The 22,146-nt window shown below is 40.9% G+C and carries 17 protein-coding genes and 1 pseudogene; 9 read left to right on the plus strand and 9 right to left on the minus strand.

The genetic code is table 11. The annotated features are described in order from the left end of the window. Positions 1–513: 513 nt before the first annotated feature. The 4 genes from BW961_RS30585 to BW961_RS15580 all read left to right on the plus strand — a co-directional run bounded on the left by BW961_RS30585 (position 514) and on the right by BW961_RS15580 (position 2,277). The gene (locus BW961_RS30585; RefSeq protein WP_156510079.1) at positions 514–690 is read left to right on the plus strand and encodes a hypothetical protein; all 177 of its coding nucleotides are present in this window, start codon (positions 514–516) and stop codon (positions 688–690) included. 411 nt (positions 691–1,101) lie between these two features. After that, positions 1,102–1,272, plus strand: a complete 171-nt coding sequence (locus BW961_RS30590) for a hypothetical protein (protein ID WP_156510080.1) — start codon at positions 1,102–1,104, stop codon at positions 1,270–1,272. A gap of 65 nt (positions 1,273–1,337) precedes the next feature. Beyond that, entirely contained in the window at positions 1,338–1,538 is a 201-nt protein-coding gene (locus BW961_RS31590) for a helix-turn-helix domain-containing protein (RefSeq protein WP_082867277.1), read from the plus strand. Positions 1,539–1,653: 115 nt separating this feature from the next. Further along, on the plus strand, positions 1,654–2,277 hold the full coding sequence (locus tag BW961_RS15580; protein ID WP_244555975.1) for an alpha/beta hydrolase: 624 nt from the start codon (positions 1,654–1,656) through the stop codon (positions 2,275–2,277). A gap of 293 nt (positions 2,278–2,570) precedes the next feature. Here the strand turns inward: BW961_RS15580 and BW961_RS15585 are convergent, their stop codons facing one another. Both BW961_RS15585 and BW961_RS15590 read right to left on the minus strand, forming a co-directional pair. Beyond that, positions 2,571–3,737: a DUF4179 domain-containing protein gene (locus BW961_RS15585; RefSeq protein ID WP_068579319.1), complete on the minus strand. Its 1,167-nt coding sequence runs from the start codon at positions 3,735–3,737 to the stop codon at positions 2,571–2,573. After that, complete coding sequence (locus tag BW961_RS15590) at positions 3,734–4,261, minus strand: RNA polymerase sigma factor (RefSeq protein WP_068579323.1); 528 nt, start codon at positions 4,259–4,261, stop codon at positions 3,734–3,736. Before BW961_RS15590 ends, BW961_RS15585 begins: the two co-directional genes overlap by 4 nt. A gap of 1,123 nt (positions 4,262–5,384) precedes the next feature. Between BW961_RS15590 and BW961_RS15600 the strand changes: the two are divergent. After that, positions 5,385–6,007: pseudogene (locus BW961_RS15600) on the plus strand (GH32 C-terminal domain-containing protein); the annotation flags it as partial. Positions 6,008–6,145: 138 nt separating this feature from the next. Here BW961_RS15600 and BW961_RS15605 read toward each other — a convergent pair. Further along, a complete protein-coding gene (locus BW961_RS15605; protein ID WP_068579328.1) occupies positions 6,146–7,498 on the minus strand; it encodes a uracil-xanthine permease family protein in 1,353 nt (450 codons plus the stop codon). 393 nt (positions 7,499–7,891) lie between these two features. Beyond that, positions 7,892–9,262, minus strand: a complete 1,371-nt coding sequence (gene guaD, locus BW961_RS15610; protein ID WP_068579331.1) for a guanine deaminase — start codon at positions 9,260–9,262, stop codon at positions 7,892–7,894. 156 nt (positions 9,263–9,418) lie between these two features. Here guaD and BW961_RS15615 point away from each other — a divergent pair, with 156 nt between their 5' ends. From BW961_RS15615 to BW961_RS15625, 3 genes are all read left to right on the plus strand, one after another. Further along, the gene (locus tag BW961_RS15615; RefSeq protein ID WP_068579335.1) at positions 9,419–10,522 is read left to right on the plus strand and encodes a glycosyltransferase family 2 protein; all 1,104 of its coding nucleotides are present in this window, start codon (positions 9,419–9,421) and stop codon (positions 10,520–10,522) included. Further along, positions 10,519–11,133 carry a glycerol-3-phosphate acyltransferase gene (locus BW961_RS15620; RefSeq protein WP_068579337.1) on the plus strand — a complete coding sequence of 205 codons (615 nt, stop codon included), beginning with the start codon at positions 10,519–10,521 and terminating at the stop codon, positions 11,131–11,133. Before BW961_RS15615 ends, BW961_RS15620 begins: the two co-directional genes overlap by 4 nt. 500 nt (positions 11,134–11,633) lie before the next feature. Then, the gene (locus BW961_RS15625; RefSeq protein ID WP_068579343.1) at positions 11,634–13,883 is read left to right on the plus strand and encodes an S-layer homology domain-containing protein; all 2,250 of its coding nucleotides are present in this window, start codon (positions 11,634–11,636) and stop codon (positions 13,881–13,883) included. Between the two features lie 253 nt (positions 13,884–14,136). Here BW961_RS15625 and BW961_RS15630 read toward each other — a convergent pair whose 3' ends face one another. The 5 genes from BW961_RS15630 to BW961_RS15645 all read right to left on the minus strand — a co-directional run bounded on the left by BW961_RS15630 (position 14,137) and on the right by BW961_RS15645 (position 20,825). After that, positions 14,137–16,191: a serine hydrolase domain-containing protein gene (locus tag BW961_RS15630; protein WP_068579346.1), complete on the minus strand. Its 2,055-nt coding sequence runs from the start codon at positions 16,189–16,191 to the stop codon at positions 14,137–14,139. A gap of 123 nt (positions 16,192–16,314) precedes the next feature. Beyond that, entirely contained in the window at positions 16,315–17,607 is a 1,293-nt protein-coding gene (locus BW961_RS15635; protein ID WP_068579349.1) for a sensor histidine kinase, read from the minus strand. A gap of 1 nt (position 17,608) precedes the next feature. Then, positions 17,609–18,349 carry a LytR/AlgR family response regulator transcription factor gene (locus BW961_RS15640; RefSeq protein WP_068579351.1) on the minus strand — a complete coding sequence of 247 codons (741 nt, stop codon included), beginning with the start codon at positions 18,347–18,349 and terminating at the stop codon, positions 17,609–17,611. 420 nt (positions 18,350–18,769) lie between these two features. Then, complete coding sequence (locus BW961_RS30595; RefSeq protein ID WP_156510081.1) at positions 18,770–18,919, minus strand: hypothetical protein; 150 nt, start codon at positions 18,917–18,919, stop codon at positions 18,770–18,772. Positions 18,920–19,295: 376 nt separating this feature from the next. Next, positions 19,296–20,825 carry a flavocytochrome c gene (locus BW961_RS15645; RefSeq protein ID WP_068579354.1) on the minus strand — a complete coding sequence of 510 codons (1,530 nt, stop codon included), beginning with the start codon at positions 20,823–20,825 and terminating at the stop codon, positions 19,296–19,298. A 529-nt stretch (positions 20,826–21,354) separates the two neighbouring features. Between BW961_RS15645 and BW961_RS15650 the strand changes: the two genes are divergently transcribed. Then, entirely contained in the window at positions 21,355–22,011 is a 657-nt protein-coding gene (locus tag BW961_RS15650) for a M48 family metallopeptidase (protein WP_068579358.1), read from the plus strand. Positions 22,012–22,146 lie beyond the last annotated feature (135 nt).

The following is a 22,146-nucleotide window of genomic DNA, read 5'->3' on the forward strand; positions in this document are numbered from 1 at the left end:
CACTCCTCTCGGAGATCTCGGAGAGTATGTCGGCTAATTGTGCGGTAAAATTGTTTTATCGATTCGCTGGCTGTCGGGCGTTTTTATTTTTTAGAAAGTATCCAACAATCAGCACCCAACGCATGTTGTGTGCGGAAACATATTGCATTATTTTGTGGGGACGAATAGGGGACAAGATTCATCACCAAGCATCATAAAAGAGCCATTTAGATCACATGACTCTATGAAAAAACCTTATTTAATAAAGATTTTTCCTACACAAGCATACTAAATCCTAGCCTATCTCTATCACTGGCAGTGATGAGGTCAGGGGTTCGATCCCTTAGTCTCTACCAACACCTTAAACACAAACGGCAGAAATGCCGTTTTTTTTGTCTTTGTGATTCATCTAAGGTGTTTATTGGTGGTAATAAATGATGGTTTGACTTCTGTTGTTGGCTGACAGGGGCAAGATGCCTCTATACAGGACAGTTAATCAGCAATTAAAAATGAACTACAATGGGTAAATGTCGGATGACAAGAATATGTACCGATTACCGAATTAGTCCTGTACTCCCGCGCTTTAATCAAAAGGAAGTGACTGAGAAAGAGAAAGTACGAATATTATATTACAATGCTTCTTCAATTTATGCGTCCAATCATGGGGATATAATAACGGATAACGTGGTGAAGGAACATGCCCTCGCCTAGGTGTTCTACAGTTTCCCTATTTATTATCTTGATGGTTGCAAATATTGTGATTGAGATAGAAGCTGAATCTTTTTCTTCTTCTAAGCTTAGATTTTGGATTCAGCTTGAAAAAGACATCCGATAGATATTTATATCGTTTTTCACAAGCTTTTTGGAACTACCGTTGATATTAATACTGGTGTTAAATTGGTGTTGAAAAGTAACACCAACCATCCTAAACCACCCAAACAGAATGGAGAGTGAAAACTGAAAACTCAGTAAATCCAAGGCCTCAGCCTACTATAACAGATTATATCGGAAGGCCTGATCAACCCGCATACGGTGCATGTGGAGTGTACAGTGTGGCTAAAATGGGTGGGGCAAGCTTAATTCCTACGCCCCTTGTATTTGATATGGATGAGCAATATTGTAATGTATCTTAATGCTGCCATCATCGAATACTTCGATCTTCTGGATGAGCTTCATAACGATTTGCTTCAGGATCCGCTCATCTGCAATATTGAGGTGCAGCAAATTCATTACTTGTTTTTCGAAGACTTGGATGTTAGTGTCCAGGTCTTTTTCTTTGTTAACATGCTTTAACAATTCAACCTTACATTCACTAAGCAAAGTATTCTCATTTCGAACTAGCGTATTCTCAGTACGCCATTCATCTTGAGAGAGTTCCTCTTCATTTAGGAGATCAAGTAGTCTACAATTATAGGAAGGGGCGGGGATATAGCCAGGAAGAGTTGGCTAACCTTGCTAATCTCCATAGCGTATATATTGGACAACTAGAGCGTGGGGAGAAGAGTCCGACGATAGAGAGTCTAGAAGGGTGTTTTGCCAAGTATCGTCTTCCTTACTGAATATTTACTAAGCTTCGTTACCTTGCGTTGAAGAGAAAGATAGGTGCATGGTACATATTAATAGCTGATTACTAATGAATAAATTTGCACCTCATAAGGAGGTAGTTGTGAAATCATGATAGAGACGTTCGTATCCTCCAATAGCACATGTACAATAAAGTACCGCACGGTGGTTTGTTTTTTTGCCGGTGTACTGACTTATCGAAATAATTTTGAAGACGCTGCAAGTGAGATTGCCAAAAGATATCGAAATGCCAAAGTTGTGATGATCTTTCCCTATGGGATTGCAAACGGCACTACGGGTTTCTCTTTAATCCGTCTCCTGGCAAGGCAGCTTACTCAAGTTGGCTATGACCAACACTATGACCAGTCCAAGCGAGTAACAAGCGTATCGCAAATCATCCGCGAGCATGTAGAAGTTTCGGATGACTTAATCCTTATCGGGCATAGTGCTGGAGGAATGATCGCCTATCGGACAGGGCTTTATTTGGAGGAAAAGTACGGATATCAGCAAGTTCAAGTATTTGCTGTAGGGTGTCCAAAGTTTCATTTGAGGGACATTCCATACAATGGCAGGTTTACATATATTACTGGCCAGAATCCGGACAGGATCACCCAAATTGGTAGATGGCGTAAGCCAGGTTCTAAGGTGTACATAGGAAGTCCCGGGCGCGAAATTCAAATGGAATTTAATCCAGCTCATCTGGGATGGAAGTTTCATGCTGCGTATTTTCTGTAATCGGATTGGACGGATTCAAACCAAGTGTTCCGTACCAATTCAGAAAACTTGGTCTCCAAAATCCATGAACTGTACCCGGGAAACTAATTTATACTTAATATGTTTATGTACTTTGAAACGGGGGAAAAGGTGGAATAGATATCATCAAAACACTAGAGGATAAGATGACTTGAGTTAGGCCAGACAAGGGTTAAAGTCATTTAAAGAAAAAGACGAAGCCAATTATGGCTCCGTCTTTTGTAGGTTTGCATACCTTTTTAATCCTAGATAATAAGGTCCTTTTTACAGATGAACTATTGCACCGAAAATACAGTCTCTAGCTCAGGGATATATTCCTTGACTATATTTTTGACTTCCACCAGTCCTATAGCCCCAGCTGGCGCTTGACCTTCGGATACGATTAAGTACGGTTTGATGGTTACGGTACGCGGTTGAGTCTTGAAAGGTTCAAAGAGAACATTATAAGATTCGCTTAAGGGGTGACCACCGATGGGCTTCAGTTGAACGCCATGTTCATCCACAATGTCATACTGAAGAGCGATGACGCCCCCGTTAGCACCCTTGTATTTCGAAGGGATAGAAGCGAGCATTTCTTCTACGCTCTGGCCCGGTTTGGTTTTGTACTCAACGGATAACTGCGTTGTGATTGGTGTGATTTCCAGCTTACTGTTCTGCAAGTTAATGTTATCGTGATGCTTGGTCTCCTCTGAAGTTAGAACGGTAATGGGCGTTGATCTTGTAACAGGCACAACGAATTGGAACGGGACATCGTAGCCCTTTAACGTTACATTTACAGTCAAGTCAAACTGATCAGGGAACTGGATAGTCGGTGTTGTTGTGCGCGGCTCATAATAAGTGCTGAAAACCTGAACCATTATGCTGGAAGCAGTCTCACCGTCCATGTGTTCGTAACCCCATTGCAGAGGTTGGCCGTTATAGAGGACCTCAAACTTATCTACCGCCCCTTTATTGGCATCGGAAGGCGGCGAATTGGGCTCCGAAGCAAGACGGTTTCCAGGAGTGGTTATGTTCATAAGAATTCGGGTCCCGTCAAATAACAACGTTGGAATATTCATAGTCACATTGCCATGGGTCACGCTTTGGTTTACGTTTGTGATGAAATCCTCGGCTTGTTGAAGACCGGGATCTAAGTTCTTTTCGCCCCATAATGAATAGATTTGTCCTAGAACCGGAATTTGCTTGAGTGCATCTGCCATGGCGGGAGATACAAATCCGGAAGCAATGAGTGTAACTCCAAGGATTGCAGCGGCTGCAGTGGAAACCCACCATTTATTTAAAGTTCTTGATACATTTGTCTTTCTCTGAATGGGGGAAATGGAATTATCGGTATCCCTGATGATTTGGTAAGTCTCATTCAGCTTGGAGCGGGCAATATCAGATAACTGATCGGGAAGTAGGCTTTGGCAGTTCTTTAATTGTTCTTCTAATTTAGTGTTCACGATGTCGCAACTCCTTTTTCTTGATTGATTTGAGATGAATGTTTTAGCTTTTTGCGGGCGCGATGTAGCCGGGTCTTCACGGCTACCGTAGAAATTTCGAGAATGTCGGAAACTTGACTGATCGGCATGTCCTGTAGGTAATGAAGGTGAATGACAATCCGTAGGTTTTCCTCAAGATGTTGAACGGCATCCCATAATTCGATGTTCTCATAATCCTTGGAAGTGGAAGGGACGTCGGGAACCTCTCCGTAAGGGAGGGTTCTTGAGTTGCTTTTGACCATTTTATTGCATTCATTAATCAGAATTCGGAAGATCCACGTTTTGAAAAAAGCGGGCTCTCTGAGAGTATGGATGGATTTAAAGGCTTTAAGTATCGTCTCCTGTAGGGCATCTGCACAATCTTCGTCTTTGTTGACGATGGACCTTGCAGTTCTATACAAGGGTAACTCTATCTCTTGCATCAACTGCATGAATGCTTCAGGGTCCCCAGCTTTGGCTTTGAGGACAATAGGATCTGTATGCAAGGGTTCACCTGCTTTCTTGACTAGAAGTGTTTAGAATGTTCGTAACGTTACTATACATTAGATCGGGTAGGTAGCTAGAAGGTTACATGGAAAAAAAACTAACTGCAAGAGTTCACCTGCTTTCTTGACTAGAAGTATTAGAATGTTCGTAACGTTACGTATATATTAGATCGGGTAGGTTGCTAGAAGGTTACATGAAAAAAACCAACGTATTCAAGGACTGCACCCCGTTTGTGAGACAGGGACCAAACAAGGACCAAGCAAGCTTGCGTCCGAGCTAAAAGCTCCGCACAAGCATGTTGTGATGCGGAAGCGCTGATGGTGCAGGCGATAGTTGAGCAACAAGAAAACTGCATTATAAAGGACGGTACCTGGGTAACCGGCAATTGTCCTATTACGTGATCTACACAAGTATCGTCTTCCTTACTGAATTCTTACTAAGCACGGGATAGATCGTTTTAAAAGTGAGTAATAAGGACTAAACGGAAAGAATGACGCTCAATATATTTAGATTACTATTGAGGTTGTAGCGTGCGAGCGTTTTAGCGACATAGGTAATAGAGTTTTACTGAGGATGAAGCGATTGAGAATACTGAAGTGTATTTCGTCAAGTATTCAGGGCTTATCCGAAACGACCATCTCCTATATTCACAAACGTATTATAAAATAGTACTGCTATAATTATCACGACGTATCAGAATGGATCTCAGAACGTTGGGTGTCTCTAGTTGGATAATAATTACTTTTTAGAGTCAATTCCGAACATTGAAACTAATGAGGGATTGAGATTGCCTCAGATAACGGACCATTGTTAGAAGTATTGTTTGACCGCGAATTGGAAGTGCAGAAAATAATGCAGGAAATCAAAGGGAAAATACCAGAAAAGTGTTAATAAAGCCCACCCATTACGGGTGAGCCTGTTTGTTGCTTAACAAAATTTTGTTTTCTGAAAAGTCTTCTTGAAGGCAATTGGTATTTCAGAGTCATTGGATGGGGGCACATCGTATAAGATTTGTTCACACTGAGCACCTCATATAGATTGATGTCAGCCTTCAGTTGCGCAAATAAACCAATTTGTTATTGAAAGACACGGAATCCTTCTTCTGTGTCTTAATACAACCATCGTTATGCTTTGGCCTGGATGAATAATTGGGATTACGCTCATAATACACCAACGCTTAAAGAAGGGTTTAATGGAACGGATTCAATAGTTCGCCAAATTAAATTAAAACAAGTTGGGATCATACGTATAGTCTGGTATCACAACCTATTGAAGCATTAAATAAATTGATAAGCTCTAAGAATTCCTTGGAACAAATAAAAGTGAATGGGTCCACAACGCTCGATATGACAGGCGATACGTACCAACTTGACGCTGATATATCTTGGTCGGACATCAAGAATGTAGGATTAAGGCTTCGAGAGTCAAAGGATACAACCCGCCATGTAGATGTCGGTATTTTTGTAGAAGGTCAATATGCTTATGTTAATAGAGCTTCTATAGGGCAGCCCGACAAGAGTAAGAGATATCTTGAAAGCAAAGTGCCATTTGATGTGAAAAAAAAGAAGGTTCATTTAAAGATCCTTGTTGATAAAACAAGCATTGAAGTTTTTATAGATGATGGTAAAATCGTTATTTCTAATGAAATTTTTCCGGAAACGAACGATAAAGCAATTACCCTATTTACAGAAGGTGGCACGGCGATCTTTAACAATATTGTAATTAAGCACTTCAACAAAGTGTAATATACTAAACAAAAAATTAGGGGCTGACGCCAAAGGATACATAAACTGTATCCTTTGGCATCAGCCCCATTTAGGTTAGCAATTACTAATTTAAAGGGGGAAGCGATCCCTATGAATGCAATCGCTTCGCCTTACAACTTACTTTGCACTTGGCAATAATTTATTCAATAATATGGCTGCAATGGAAGCTGCTAAAAGAGGCGAGCCTAATAAATATTGTGCAAAAGTAGGTAAGGAATATAAGAAGTCTTTAGGGATGAGAACTAACGCTAAGGTTATAATCATGGGTATCGCAATAATATACATTTGTTTTTCGCCAATGGTCTCGTTCTTCATGACCTGCACACCGTTAATCGAGATGATGCCGCAGACGATGGCGAATACGCCTCCGATGACAGCTGTTGGAATCGAAGATATTAATGCGGCTAATTTACTTGAACAACCAAAGATGACGAACCATCCTCCTACAGCGAGAAAGACTCGGCGGCTCGCAACACCTGTGATGGAGATAATACCCGCATTAGTGGAATAGCCTGTAACAGGAGTTGATCCGAGTGCAGAGGCAATAAGACAGCTAATCCCTTCTCCAATCACACCTCGGTTAATGTTCTTATCGGTTAATGGTTTATCGATCACGTTGCTGATAGCAAACCACGTTCCTGTTGTTTCAGCCAGCAGTACAAGATATATGATGACCATGGTGATAATAGCAGAAAAATCGAAAGAAAAGCCGAAATCTTTAAAAGGTACCCGCGGCATACTAAACCACTTGGCGTTTCCAATTACTGAGAAATCTAAGACGCCCATAAAATTTGCAGTAATACATCCAACAATTAATGCGAACATCACGGAAGTAGTTCGGAATAGGGATCCTTTATTACCAAGCAAAGAACCTAGGATTACGAAAATAATAAGCACAGCGCCTGAAATAAGGGCTAATAACACGTTTTGATTAATTGTAGCGTCAGTAGCGCCATAAATATTGTCTCTTATCGCTACAGGCAATAAAGAAAGGCCTACAATGAATATGATCGTTCCGCCTACAATCGGAGGAATAAATGATTTAACAATTTTATTGAAAATGCCGGTATAGCCCAAAATGATAACTAAGATTGCACCAATTAAGCTAGCACCTAACACGGAACTCCAACCTAATTCTCCGCCACCACTTGTGGCATAAATACTGACGATCGCACCAAGCGGAACATAAGAAGGACCTTGGGCCATAGGAAGTTTCATACAGAAATAAGTTTGAACAATCGTTGCAAGTCCAGCTGCAATAAAAGTAGATTGAATCAATGCACTTGACTGATTGGGTTGTAAACCGATTAACATCGCAATAAGGAAAGGAACGACATAAACGTCCATTGCTAATACATGCTGTAAACCTAGGATGGCTGATTTACTGAATGAAAGTTTATCATCGGGTAAGACAGTTAAATGTTGTGACTTCATTTGAGCTTGATCTTGCTTGTCTACTTGTGTTTTCACTCAGTTGTGCACCTCGGATTTTCTTTTTTTTATATTCTTAACATGTGAATCTTCATTCTCATTGAAGAGAGTACTGCCAATTTTATTAATCATCCCGGGTGTAAGATACAATTAAGATAGTCTTTTAATAATTGAATTTAGTAATTGCATATATTCAACCATCAATATTGTCATAATGTTCGCTTTTGGGGGATGTATTTGTTATTATAATCCGTCAAAAATGATAAGTCCATACTAAAAGGCGAATTAGGCGTAAATTTTAGTCCTAACGGTAGTATTGGAGTTATAGTTCTGCCACTGATCACATTCGGAATATCTTCCATTTTGGGAATGAAAAAAGAGGGGCAGAGGGCCCCTCTTTCACTTTGAATTTGTATCCATCAGGAATTAGTACTACAACATACGTGAATGAACCTGTTCACCTTGGACCCAAACTTCACGGATATTCTCAGGTCGGGCAAGATACATGATCTTCTGGAAGACGTCATGTAAATCCTCATTGGCCTGATAAATAGGCAGCTTGGCAGAGGCTAATGTCGTATCGATGATTTGTACATCCCATGCGTAGTTCGCTTCTAAGCGGCCGATCGGTAAGCTGAGGCTTTCACCACCTCCGGCAGTTGCGAGGTAGAACGCTTCGTTAATGGTGATACGTGAATTCGGGACACCGCGTTCTTCCGCAGGAAGAGCCGTATTCACACCGTCTTCTAACATTCTGGAGGAGATCACAGCTTGTCTGGCATTATCGAAGAGACTCGGTGAAAAGCCACCTGAGATGTCAGATCCCAAACCAATCTCAACCTCTTTAGCATGCAAATGCGCGATAGGAATCACGCTATTGGCGAAATAAGCATTTGAGATGGGACAATGACAAACCGCTGTGCCTGTTTCAGCGAATAAATCGGCATCGTCATCGTTTAAGAAATTGCAATGCGCCATAACGGACTTATCACGCAATAGACCAAAATCATGCAAAGCAAATGCATCGTTCTTGTTGAAACGATCCTGCACATACCCATGCTCCCAATCACTTTCACTGCAGTGCGATTGCACGTGAGTATCATACTTCGCAGCTAATGCTCCCAACCCTTGTAATGCTTCATCCGTACAGCTTGGGATAAAGCGTGGCGTGACAACAGGGTAGACCCCTTGTTTCGTTGATTTCGCTAATTCCTTGATCGCGATAATAAATTCCTCTGTATCTGCTAATGCGCTTTGAGTATCTGCATCACGATAATAGGTTGGATTATTCTCGGGATGATCCATAACGACTTTCCCAACCAAACCACGCTGCCCTTGTTTCGCGCAGATTTCAGCTAGCAATATACTTGCTTCTTTATGAACGGTTGCAAAATAAAGTGCCGTCGTAGTTCCGTTAGCGAGTAGGGTGCTTACTACATCTTGGTAGACATCTTGTGCGAAATTCAAATCTGCAAATTTCGACTCTAGCGGAAACGTGTACGTGTTCAACCAATCGTCTAGTGGAATATCTAAAGTTGTTCCGGCTTGTGCCCACTGCGGCGCATGAACATGCAAATCGATGAACCCAGGTAAGAAATACTGGCCTTCCGCCAAACGATGGAAGTTCTCTTTGCCTTGATAAGCATCTAATAATGTTCGGTAGTCTGCATCTCCTGGGGTAACGGCTTGTTCGATCATACCGTTCGTATTCACACAGAATAGATAATCTTTTAGAATTTGTACTTCTTTGGGTGACTTGGATGAAAAAGCAGTTCCCTGAAAAATTCGCGTATATTTCGTCATGGATTACACCTTTATATTCGTATTTTTGTTGAATTATATCTAGATATTATAGGAGATATGAAATGTAAAGTCTATTTTTAGAAGGATATTAAACCGGACGAATATAATACACGTCAGTCCCTCATATATATACAAACAGAAGGGAGGGATCAGGATATGTGGATATGTATTCTCATTCTAATGGTAGTCGGATGTCTCTCTGGATTTATTCTGTTCAGAAAAAATACAGTGCCCATCTATCATAAGCCCGATCAGGGTCAAGGGAAATTGTCCATTATCATTCCGGCTAGAAATGAAGAAAGCAATTTGCCTTATCTACTCGATTCTCTCATGGCGCAGACCTATCCACCTTACGAAATTATTGTGGTGGATGATTTCTCGACCGATCGTACGAAGGAAATAGCAGAAAGCTATGATGGCGTTAAGGTTATTGTGGGCAGTGCTCTTCCAGAGGGATGGACAGGTAAGAGTTGGACGGTATGGAATGGATATTTGCAGGCCACCGGCGATATCTTTGCCTTCTTGGATGCGGATATAAGACTGGCGCCCCATGCGTTGGCATCGTTGATACATGCAAGGGAGCGCTCGAAGGGAGTTATTTCGGTTGTTCCCTTTCATCATACGGAAAAAATGCATGAGAAACTTGCCCTGATCATGAACATGTTGGGCATATTTGCGTTTACATCGGTTTTTGAAAGAGGAAATCCCCAGAAAGGTCTTTATGGCTCCTGCATAGTGGCCTTAAGGAAGGATTATGAGAAAATTAATGGTCATGAGAGTGTTAAATCTGAAGTGCTAGATGATCTGTTAATCGGATCGAAATTTGTAGCAGTGGGTGTACCCGTCACCAATTTTAACGGATATAACACGGTGTCGTTCCGTATGTATCCAGAAGGGATCCGAAGCGAAATCGAAGGATTTAGTAAAGGTGCCATCTTAAGCACAGCAACACTGAGTCCTTGGACGATTGTCCCCATAGCCATTTGGGTGGTGGGACTCCTGGTATCGGAAACCGTGTTTATTTTTGCGAATACTTCATGGGCAGTGCCTTTATTGATTGGTTATCTCATGTATATTGTTCAATTATTTTATTTCATTAGATATGTAGGGAAATTCGGAATCCTGATCCCTGTGATGCATGTGGTAGCCTCCTTATTCTTCATAGTTATCATGCTGTATTCGATGTATCAAGTGGTCGTACTGGGTCAGGTGAGATGGAAGGGAAGGAACGTCCCAGTTAGGGGCAAGCGAAATCGATGATGATGTGGTTGATTGTGGTTGCATTCCTATCGGGTTCTCTCATGTTCTCATATTGGCTGGGTTTAGCAGGTAACAAGAATCTAAAAGACGTTGGTGACGGTAACCCGGGTGCCTTGAACCTTTGGAAGGCATCTGGCTATAAATGGGGTATCCTCGGTGTTGTGTTGGATATTGTTAAAGGGTATCTTCCTCTTGTCTGGATGATCGAAAGGGGTTATGCTCAAGGCTATCTCATCGTTCCACTTGCCTTAGCTCCCATTGCGGGCCACGCCTTTTCTCCATTCCTTAAAGGGAAAGGTGGGAAGGCTATTGCTGTCACTTTCGGGGTATGGTGTGCGTTGACGGGGTTCGAGGTTTCTTTGGTATATGCCTTGATTCTAGCGCTGCTGGCGGTTGTGAACCGTTTGATTACCAAAAGCAAGGCTAAATCCTCGGAGGAGGATGGATTGCAGGTCGTAAGTGGGATGGTGCTCCTGTTCGTCTATTTGTATATGAGGATGTTCTCAGCTGCGATTCTGTGGGTGTGGTTTGGAAATTTAGTCATTCTTGTCTATACCCACAGATTAGAATGGTATTCATGGTTGAAAAGAAGGTTCAATATAGGTGAATAATCATGCGGAGTGCGGTCCGGAAAAAACGAAGTTAAGATTCAGGATTTTACATCAGATTGAAGATAAAGAGGGGAAGAGTTAAGCATTGGTGCTTAACTCTTCCCCTCTTTATTTTGTGTTCAGGATTTAAGTTTATCGTACTCAATTTCAATTAAATGAAAGAATAGTGAGCTATCATCAGGCACCGGAGGGTTTGCGAAACGGGTATTTCAACTATCAGTATCGGACAGAACAACGACATGGATAAAACAATTGATTGACAATTTTTTTATTTTATTGCTACTATAGCAGTACTACATAGTTGATAATGAATATCATTATCATTAAAATGAGCTATTTAGAAATAAATCACTCTCTCTTTTTTTGGGTATTATTGAGAATGATTATCTTTATCGAATCACAAAGCTAGTTTGAGAGGAGATGTGAGCAACAGGTTCAGGTTTGACAACTACAGATTAATACATACCAACAAGAATGGTGAAAAGGGAAGTGAGACAATAATGAAGAAAAGCATGTCAATATTTACGAAATGTGTTTTGTCAGCTGTTGTGATGGCGTCCGCGTTGTTCGTCGGATATGGAGAGAAGGCGTTCGCTGCTCCCGTGTTTAGTCAATGGGGAGAAGATGGCGAGGAGGAGGGGCAATTTAGTTTTCCCCAAGGGATGGCGATGGATCAAGCAGGAAATCTTTACGTTGCGGATACAATGAACAGCCGTGTGCAGAAATTCACATCAAATGGGCAGTTTCTACAAGAATGGGATATTGACGGAATGGTCTACGGAATGCCACGGGCCATTGCGGTTGATCATAGTGGGCTTGTCTATGTGAATAATGGACAAGGCAACATTCGGGTATTTCAGCCAGACGGCACCGAACTGAGGCGTTGGGATGATAGTGATTTTCTGAATGCTGGCGTATTGGGGATGGCAGTCGATCAGGAGGGTAACGTGTATGTATCGAATGCGGGATTGCATCAGGTACGAAAATATGATCCGACTGGACAAATTTTGCTCACATGGGGAGCGCCTGGAGCAGCTCCCGGGCAATTCAATGCACCGTCTGGCATCGCAATCGATCGCGATGGCACCATTTATATCGCTGACCCGGGCAACTTCCGCATCCAGAAATTCGATGCCATGGGCGACTATCTTGGACAATGGGGAGAGGGGGAAAGCGCCGAACCGGGGCAATTCAGTTTTCCACAAGCGCTCACCTTTGATAGGTACGGAAATCTGCATGTAATGGAGACGAAGAATTATCGGATTCAAGTGCTTGATCCGTATGGGAAATCAATCAGAATGTGGGGCAAGGAAGGCTCAGCTCCTGGAGAATTTGAGGTTACATTCGGTGTTGCCACCGATCATGCCGGAAATATCTATGTAGATGATTCCATGCTGCGCCGTGTGCAAAAATTTTCACTCACCTTGGACAGCCCGCAAATCGTGACAACTTCAGACCAGGCGACCATAACATGGCCTGAGGTAGAGGGGGCAACCGATCTCGAGCTTGAATGGTCGAAAGACGGAGAAACCTGGAGCAAAAAAGCCTTGACCGCCAATGAAACGCAGACAACGATTTATCCATTGACAGTCAATACAAACTATCAGTTCCGCCTGAGCGCCAATTTTGCTCCAGGCTACAGAATGGCCTCCAATCTGGTGGAAGCCCGAACCGCGGACCTACCATTGCCACCCGTCTATCCGGTAACGGATGTGTCTTCAACACAATCACCGTCACCGTCACCAAGTGAAACCAAATTGACTTCAACAAATGGCCAAATAACGCTTCCCGTGGGTAAAATGGGCGAGGTTAGTCTTGAGGATATGATCAGAATCTCGATTCCGGCTAATGCAACAAATAAAGAACTGAAATTAACGATAGGGAAAGTCCTGAACTCTCAAAATATTCTAAATAATAAAGAGATTCTGGGCAGTTCGATATTTGAAATTGTGAAAAACTTCCCGGAAAACTTCAGTAAACCGGTAACGATAGCTCTAACATTTGATCCAACTAGTTTGAAGAGTAATCAATCGGTGGGTGTCTTCTATTATGAGGATGGGAAGAAAGAATGGACGGGTGTCTCCGAAGGGAAGATCAACGGCAACCGCATTAGTGTGGAAGTTAATCACTTTGGAAAGTTTGCGTTACTCGTTGTAGATAAAGCTACGGGCATGCCCGTAACCAACCACCCAACGGAAACGTCGACGGAAGCTAATGTTAGTGATATCGTTGGGCACTGGGCAGAGGCGAACATCAAGCAAGCAATAAGTAGCGGAATCATCATAGGTTATCCGGATGGTACATTTAAGCCGAATCATACCGTGACACGTGCGGAATTTGCAGTAATGCTGATGAATGCGCTGAAGCCGCAAGGTGCAGGAGTGGCGCTGACCTTCACAGATTCTGCGAAGATCGGAGCTTGGGCGCAGAAGGCGGTCGCGCAAGCTGTACAAGCAGGTATAATTAAAGGGTATAAGGACAGTACCTTCCGTGCGGATGCTGAGATCACACGCGCTGAGATGGTAGCAATGATTGGGAATGCTATGGGTCAGTCTATCGAAGCAAATGCCGTAACTGACTTCGCCGACGACAAGGATATTCCTACGTGGGCAAAAGGCAGTGTTGCTTACGTGAAGCAAGCAGGTATTGTACAAGGTAAAGGCGCGAATCAATTCGTCGCTCAAGACCATGCAACGAGGGCTGAAGCCGTAACGGTTCTGCTGAAAATGTTGGTTCAAAAGAGCAAGTAAAGTAAAAATAACAAGCTTGGACGGTCCTTGTGGACCTTCTAAGTTTTTTTTGCATTCGGTCAAATTTGAAACCGAATTTGCGATAGTATTAAAAAGTTATTTTATCAATATTAAGCATACGACTCATGTGGAGTGCTGTGTGTTGCTGGTGAGAGGGTAGTGACTAGGACCACATTTATCTATATCAAAACAGCCCGATCATTTGGTGACCGGGCTGTTTTGATTGTGCAACCACACTTTATGTGCTACAAGTCTATTTATTCTTCATATTAATTTTAAATACATCCCCCTCGTTACCACCAAAAACGATCATCCCACCTTCTGGAAGTACTACCGAATGATTATTGCTTGCTTTTGAAAAGTCCACAGCCATTCCTTTCGCGTCATAAACGGCAAATCCTCCACTTGCTTGAGCCTCAACGGTCATGACTCGATTGGCTGAGTTTTCATCTATCTTATACCATACTGCTTGACCTTTAGATTGTATGGTAGTTGTCGATGATTTTCCGCCATAGATTGCCTTAACAGCATCTTCACTGATATAGGATGTTCCATCAATCTTTAAATACTCCGTATGTCCTACTTTATAAAAGTTGAGATCAAATGCATCTCTTCCCATCATAACCGGAATTTCGACTGCATTTACTGCTTTATTCCCATCAACAATTTTAGTGCCGTTTGCGTATCCGTGATCCATATCAACGGATATATTCTTATTTAAGACCGTTGGGAATAGATAATATCCAGAAGTTATCTTTTCATCCAACGCATAATAATTTTTCCCGTTTCTATTTTCCCATACCTTTTTAGTTGTATGATTTAGAGGATTGGGATCCAGCTTTTGATAGGCATAGATCACCATCATGAACTGACCTAATCCCGGGAAATTCGTATAAGCGTTAAGCTTCACATATGTTTTTCCATTTGTTTGTTTGTCAAAGCTTACTGCTATACTGCCATCACTGTTTTTGAATTGTCCATCGCCCGTATACACATATTTTTGTGCTGGTATAAGCCCCCCCAATTGTGCAGGTAAATCAATCTCTCCGTTCTTAATCTCCATATTTATGGTTGAACCCACAGAACCATATAATCCAGCATACGAAAGCAATTCAGACGGCATTTTCACTTTCAAGGAAGGTTTAAATGTTTTCTCGGGTAGAATTTCCTTAATATGCCCCTTGTCTCTTAAGTATTCTAATAAAACATTAGATGCAAATGTAAGATCGAAGAATGAAGTCCCTCCTGAAGAAAGCACAGCCATAGAAATATTATATTCTGGTATTGAAATCAAGGAACCGTGATAACTTGAGGTGTCCCCACCTTTGAATAATGCCGTTATTCCATAATTATCAAACGGTGCCAAGCTAACACTGTCCCAACCAAGACCATAGTTAAAGGTGTTTGTTTCTTCAGAAACCCATATTCCTTTTTTATATTCAGGACTTTGCATGTCCTTGGCTGATTGTTTAGATAAAACATCTGTTCGATTACCTATTAATATTTCTGCAAACTTAGTTAATTCTTCTGCAGTTGAGTAAATCCCGCCTGACCCAATGGTGTTGGTATATTCAATGGGTAAAGCCTGATCAATCGTAGGAAAATAAGTTTTGGCTAACCTTTCTCTTTCAAAATGATCGAGTGGTGTTTTAGTTGAGCTTAAATTCAGAGGGGTGCTAACATATTTCGCAAGGAATTCGGTATAGCTTATACCGCTCACTCGTTCAATCATTATTTCAAGCAAATCAAATCCATCGTTACTATATACGGAATATTCACCGGGATTTGATTTTAATTTTTCCGACTGTAACCAGAACAATAATTCATCATGGACTTTTGTATCATTGTCATCGAATAACAGACTATTCGGAAAGTGAGTACCGTAAAGTCCTGACGAATGATTCATTAACATACGTGGCGTAATTTCTTTATATCTTTCATCTGCCATTGTAAAGTCTTTGATATACGTTGTGAGTGGTTTATCAATATCCACTTTTTTAGACTCAGCTAGCATCATCGTTGCAGCAGATACATACATTTTACTTAACGAGCCTATACCAAACATCGTGTCTTTGGTGATCGGAGCATTGGAAGCTTTATCGTATACACCAGCGTTATCTGATAAAACAATGGATCCCTTATCCATAATGGCATACTGCAATCCACTCACACCATAATCGGACACCATCGTCGTAGCCAGCACCTGTGCCTTTTCTTTTGCAGTATCATTATTCGGTTGAGCAAAAGCAGGGGTGACCGGTATTGCAATAAGCATAGCGGTCATTACTACAGAAAACATTCTCTTCATTATTAATTCCTCCTCGTAATTTCTTTCTAGATTGTACTTACTGAATTCATCATACAAGGAAAAAGGATGTTAGTTAAAAAAACACCCTGAAACGAAAAAAAACATCCCTAAACAACATATTGTCTAAGGATGGTTCGTTTGAAATGGCAGTAGGACCATATTATTAAATATTTTATGTTTCGTTTCAATGGTCATATGACCACCGTACTTGTCGCAGATTCTAGCTATGTTGGTTAATCCAATACCATGAAATTCCGGGTTTGGTTTTTGGCTGTGCAAGTGGGCAACTTCATTCTCCATATGATTCAAGATGTGAATGAGAAGGGTAGACTCGGTAGCATGTATTTTTATAAGAATATACCTATCTTCTGCGATTTTTACACGTTTAGAAGCTTCTATTGCGTTATCCAGCATATTTCCAATGATAACACATAAGTCATAACGGTCAATATGGACTTCTTGTGAACATAAGTTAAGCTTTGTATCTATTCTTATGCCATTGGCTTGTCCAATATTGAGGGTATTTGTGACAAGGGCATCTATAACCAGATTCCCCGTATTAACCCGTTGATAGGCTCCTTCGACTTTATTTAATGTAGACTTAATATGTTCCATTGCTGCTGCTAACTCATTTCGCTTAATACATTCTTCAATATACAAAAACTGTTGATTCGTATCGTGAATGATTCTTTTAATGGATTTGAAACTGTGAACGACTTTTTCGTAATTGGCATCCTGATAGTCCATCTGATGTTGCAGCTGAGCATTCTCATGCATGAATTGGAATTTATCCATAATCGTATCAAATATATAGACAATCATAACGTTTAAGAAAAGAAACCCAATGGCGGAAATGAAATCATAGACGCTCTTATAAGTTAAAAGATCCAGATGATATATACTTAGGAGTGGAATAACCAAAAATAAGATGTAGTAACGATAAGGCAGAGAGAAACTTCTTTGTTTGGCAACTAGTCGTATGAACGGAATGACAGCAAACATGATCATGCAACTGAGTAAAATAGTTTTTGTGTTGGCTATTTGATTGGATTGATTTGAAAGTGTAAAGCTGTCGTCAACTGAACCCAGGGTATATAAAATATAAAGGGAGATCGAATAAATGATAGACAGTAAAACACCGTAAAGCAGTGAAAAAATGATCTTGGTTTTAATTTCTACTTGATAAGATTGCGCAAAGCTAAATACCACAAGCCAAGCTAGAATCGAAGATAAAATAGGAGAGATAAGGATAACCAGATACAGGTAAACGAGCAGCCCAAAGATAAAGATAATGAAGTAAATGAATCGGTTATGTTTTTTAGTTGATTTATCAAAAACCGAGTTGAAGAAAAAATTAAGTTGAACGCCCATCACAAATACAACACAAAAGACTATAGGCAAATTATATTGAATCATATCAATTGATCTTCATTATCATAAACTTGGTGTAAACATCTTTAACCTCTTTAATTTTAGAACGACCTATGGGTAACTCCAACCCATTGGACATTAGAACAACTCCGCTGGCAAACTTCCTCACATGAAGCAGGTTAATAATAATGGAACGATGGATTTGTAAGAAGTTACAGTCTTTTAACGCCACAGCATAATCTGAAATGGTGCCTTTGCTTTCATAGGTTTGATTAGGGGTAATAAAATGTAGTTTGCTTTTTATGGTTAAGCTTTTGGCAGCTTCAATACTAATGAGGTCATCATATTTGAGAACGACTTCTTCATAGGCTGATTTGATGACCATAAACTTTTTATCAAGTGCCTGAAAGTATTGGCATAGCTTGATGATTTTCTCCTCCAAGATCGAGGGGGTAATGGGTTTTATCAAATACTGGAATGTCATGACGTCGAAACTTTCCACCATATATTCAGGGTAGCTTGTTAGAAAAATAATTTGTTCATCCAGATTCTTTAACCCTCTTATTTTTTGGGCTGTTTGAATTCCGTTCATCCCACCCATTTCAATATCCAAAATTAAAATATGAAATGGCGTTTCATGGCTCTCATAATGAGATACCAACTGCTCTCCCGATCCGAATAATTCCATTTCAAAATCTATATCTGTCTTTATCGACAAAGTAATGAGGATGCTTTTAACAAGCTCTCTTTGTTTTTCTTCATCATCGCAAATAGCCACTCTATACAATGATAGACCCTCATTTCCATTACATTTATTCTAGAACTCTATGTAAGCATGATACAACTTTTTGACTTTGTATAGTTAACTTTTGGATGAAATGCAAATTTGAATCCCTCAATCACTCCTTAGGTGATGAATGCCTTTCCGGAGGCAAAGTTTTTTTACTAGTAGGTTAATTTGGATTACGATGATGAAGGAAAGATTAAAGTCCAAGTTCTATCCGAGAACAAGAAATTCACGGTAAAAAAAGTCTTTTTATATGTGTTTAAAAAGCGTTAACCATTATATCCCTTTCACTGTCTCGACACATGTGGGGTGCTTAATACTGATGGTTATCGAGAGCGTTTATTTGTTGATTAATAAGGGTTTTGAGTGAATAGGGAAGTTGGGGACGAAATGGGGACGTGAGCTATTCACGTCCCTATTTTATTTGCGATTGAGGTGTGCTGGATACATTTCCATCCGATGAAGGTCAATGATCATGTTACCATTCTTAAGGATGTCTAGACCGATGAGGCCGTTAATGTAATTAATATCATCATGGAAAACACCAAGATCAATAGGAGTGCCTTCCATGATAAAATCGCCTATTTGGATCCGATCATGGTGTTTTTGAAAAGTGTATTCGTCTCCATCGATCCCAAAACTCCGAATAAGTTTATCCCCATTTTCGAATTTAATTCCTATTTCGGATACAATATCAGAGGATAAAAGGGAATAAAAGAGGTCTTCCCCTATGAGTCAATTTACATCAGATCTGCTTCATGCTCTAGTCACTAAACAGGATATCGTTTATTTGAAAATGAACTTTTTTAAGATTATAGATAACCATTGCAGATAGAGCTGCGTCTCCTGGTCGTCCGTCGATCCGGCCAAATAAAACAACAAACGCTTGGACTATGATAAGCCCAAGCGTTTGTTGTTTGTTGAGTGAAAAGAGGAAGCTGATATCTTATTGTGCTTTTATGAATTTAGCCGATTTTATGCCGGCTTGGCGACCGAAAATAATGATCTCCGCAACGGAGTTGCCGCCGATCCGGTTTTGACCGTGCAAGCCGCCAGTAACTTCGCCTGCTGCAAACAGTCCCGGAATGGGTTCGCCGTCTTTATTCAGAACTTCCGTGTTCGTGTTGATTTTTACGCCACCCATGGTGTAGTGAATCCCGGGGGCGATTTTAATTGCATGGTATGTCGCGTTGGACAAGTCGTTGTCCATGCCTGTCGTTCTGCCGAATTCGGCATCCTTTTTATTCTTCACTGCGCTGTTCCATGTATCCAGCGTGGTTTTTAGCTGATCTACCGGAACGCCCATTTCTTTGGCTAAATCCTCGATCGAATTCGCTTGAATGACAAAGCCCATTTTTTCATATTGCTGGATCGCTTTAACGCGGGCTTTTACGCCAGAATCAAATACAAGATAAGCCGAGTTTTCAGGAAGTTTATTGATTGCGGCAGTAACATTATCACGAGTATCCAGTTCGTTTGTGAAACGTTTGCCGTCACTGGATACGAGAATAGCTCCTTCTCCGCGAACAGCTTCCCCAATGAGATAGGATTTATCTTGCTGCACCGTCGGGTGAACTTGGATTTGATCCATATCGACCGTTGTACCGCCGAGTTTTTCAATCATCCTAATGCCGTCACCAGTGCTGCCTTCTTGGTTTGTTGTCACGTACCCTTTTAAATCGGATCTAACTTCGGAAATTAGATCCATATTGGCGCCGTAACCGCCGGTTGTCACAATGATTGCATCCGCTGCAATATTTCTCTCATCAGTCTGGTTGAAGACGACTTTGACACCGTTTACTTTGCCGTCTTTTTCCGTAATATCCGTCACACTAGCATTTACAAAAAGTGGTATTTCTTGTTCTTGCATATTTTTCAGCAAACCGTTGACAAGGTATTGTCCTACCGCTGAGCCATCTTCAGGACGGTGTGTACGCTTTTCGTTCATACCGCCTGTAATCGTGATATTGTTCAACCGAATCCCAATGGAATCCAGCCAATCGATTGCACTTGCAGAATTGTCAACGAAGAAACGAAGCATGTCTTTGTCGTTTGTACCATGACCGCCTTTTAAGGTCTCATCATAAAATACATCATTGCTGTCTTTAATGCTCTGCTCCTTTTGGAACTTGGTTTCAGAAGCATTCATTCCCGAAGATGATTTTAATGTATTCCCGCCAGCAACCGGCATTTTTTCAAAAATAACCGGGTTCATGCCCTTTTCTTTTGCCTCAAGTGCAGCAGACATACCGGCACCACCTGCACCGACAATGATGATATCATATTTATCTTTTAGTTGATCGAATGGTGTATAGCTGGTTTGAGACGCTCCCGAAACGGCTTCCGTTTCTTTGGTCTCTTCTTTTTTCACATTGCCCTGACTCTGGTTTTGATTCTGGTTCTCGCTGCCGCATCCTACGATCACAAGCATGAGAGAGAGAAGGAGAATAAGCGTTGCTGTTACTTTCTTTTTCATGTTAACCCTCCACTTTTCTATGTCTTTTATTTAGATGAACATAAAGAATGAAACAAAAAAGGAGGGAGTAACGGAGAAAATTAGAAGTGAAGGAGCGTGAACTGCGTCTTTATGCTCTGAACTTCATATCTTTCACGGTTACCACCCTATTCCGCATCGTTAGCCTCTTTAGGTTCACTTCATTTTAATACACCATCGGCCCTTTACATAGTGATATATTTCACAATGTTTTGGTTTTCGTCTGTAATCATGCTTCGGGTTTCTAAAATATAACAAACCAGTTACGATTACCGAGTTTGGAGGCTGCTGTTATGAAGGCGCTGAGGATGCGGGAGGCTAGATGGCTGATACATATCGAAAAGGTTAAGAGAAGAGAATACATACGTGATATAATCGGTGAAGGTTAGTATGAGAGGTAACTCGAAAAGTGCAGGTTGGTGGGATGTGAACGAGTAAGGGGTTATACAATAGTAACAATGAATAAGGTTTGAGATATGAAATAACTGTACAGAAAAGATGGTGTTTATGTATGAAAATTAAAATTGACAATAATGTTATAGAATATAATGTTCAATATGGTCATAGAACTAAAATTACGATTCATATGGATGCGGCTGGTCTCGTCACGGCTAAAGTTCCTAACGATGCAAGTGAACAGAGTATTATTAGAGCTGTACAACAACAAGGTAAGTGGATACTAGAGAAGTCGCGTCAGATTGCTTTAGTTCAAGAAGCCCACCATACGAGAGAGTACGAAGAAGAGGGTAAGTTCCTTTATCTTGGCAAAGAGTGCTCGCTTAATGAATTAATCGAGACGCATGAATTACAAGAAGAAGAACTACAAAAAAATCTTAAGAAGTTCTATTTCGCAAACGCTAAGAAAATTGTAGGAGAACGTATTAAAGTATTTCAAAGCGAACTGGGTGTGAAGCCGCCCAAATCGGTAGAGATCGTGGAGTCTAATACTAAATGGGGTAGTTGTAGTGCAGACAAAAAAATAACGTTTAATTATCGTCTAGCCATGGCTCCAATTGAAGTGATAGATTATGTGATCATTCATGAACTATGTCATCTGATGCATATGAATCATGATCGATCATTTTGGAGACGTGTGGGTAGCATAATGCCCGACTATAAGGAAAAAGAAGAGTATTTAGCTAGGAACGGACGATCCATGACACTTTAAATATGGCGGTTGCATTTTGAAAAAAATGTAGCCGTTTTTGTTATTACATACGAGATTATTGGAGCAATACACTTCACAGCACACGTTCTATAGTAATGGTATAATATGCAAAGTAGCTCAACCCTAAACGATGAA

This window comes from Paenibacillus macquariensis (assembly GCF_900156375.1).
Lineage (GTDB): Bacteria > Bacillota > Bacilli > Paenibacillales > Paenibacillaceae > Paenibacillus_AQ > Paenibacillus_AQ macquariensis.

Coding starts and splice junctions, on each gene's coding strand:
- BW961_RS15645 (WP_068579354.1), bottom strand. CDS start 20,825: ATGAAAAAGAAAGTAACAGCAACGCTTATTCTCCTTCTCTCTCTCATG.
- BW961_RS15635 (WP_068579349.1), bottom strand. CDS start 17,607: ATGATTCAATATAATTTGCCTATAGTCTTTTGTGTTGTATTTGTGATG.
- BW961_RS15620 (WP_068579337.1), top strand. CDS start 10,519: ATGATGATGTGGTTGATTGTGGTTGCATTCCTATCGGGTTCTCTCATG.
- BW961_RS30595 (WP_156510081.1), bottom strand. CDS start 18,919: ATGGAAGGCACTCCTATTGATCTTGGTGTTTTCCATGATGATATTAAT.
- BW961_RS15630 (WP_068579346.1), bottom strand. CDS start 16,191: ATGAAGAGAATGTTTTCTGTAGTAATGACCGCTATGCTTATTGCAATA.
- BW961_RS15615 (WP_068579335.1), top strand. CDS start 9,419: ATGTGGATATGTATTCTCATTCTAATGGTAGTCGGATGTCTCTCTGGA.
- BW961_RS15650 (WP_068579358.1), top strand. CDS start 21,355: ATGAAAATTAAAATTGACAATAATGTTATAGAATATAATGTTCAATAT.
- BW961_RS15625 (WP_068579343.1), top strand. CDS start 11,634: ATGAAGAAAAGCATGTCAATATTTACGAAATGTGTTTTGTCAGCTGTT.
- guaD (WP_068579331.1), bottom strand. CDS start 9,262: ATGACGAAATATACGCGAATTTTTCAGGGAACTGCTTTTTCATCCAAG.
- BW961_RS30590 (WP_156510080.1), top strand. CDS start 1,102: ATGTATCTTAATGCTGCCATCATCGAATACTTCGATCTTCTGGATGAG.
- BW961_RS15580 (WP_244555975.1), top strand. CDS start 1,654: ATGATAGAGACGTTCGTATCCTCCAATAGCACATGTACAATAAAGTAC.
- BW961_RS30585 (WP_156510079.1), top strand. CDS start 514: ATGACAAGAATATGTACCGATTACCGAATTAGTCCTGTACTCCCGCGC.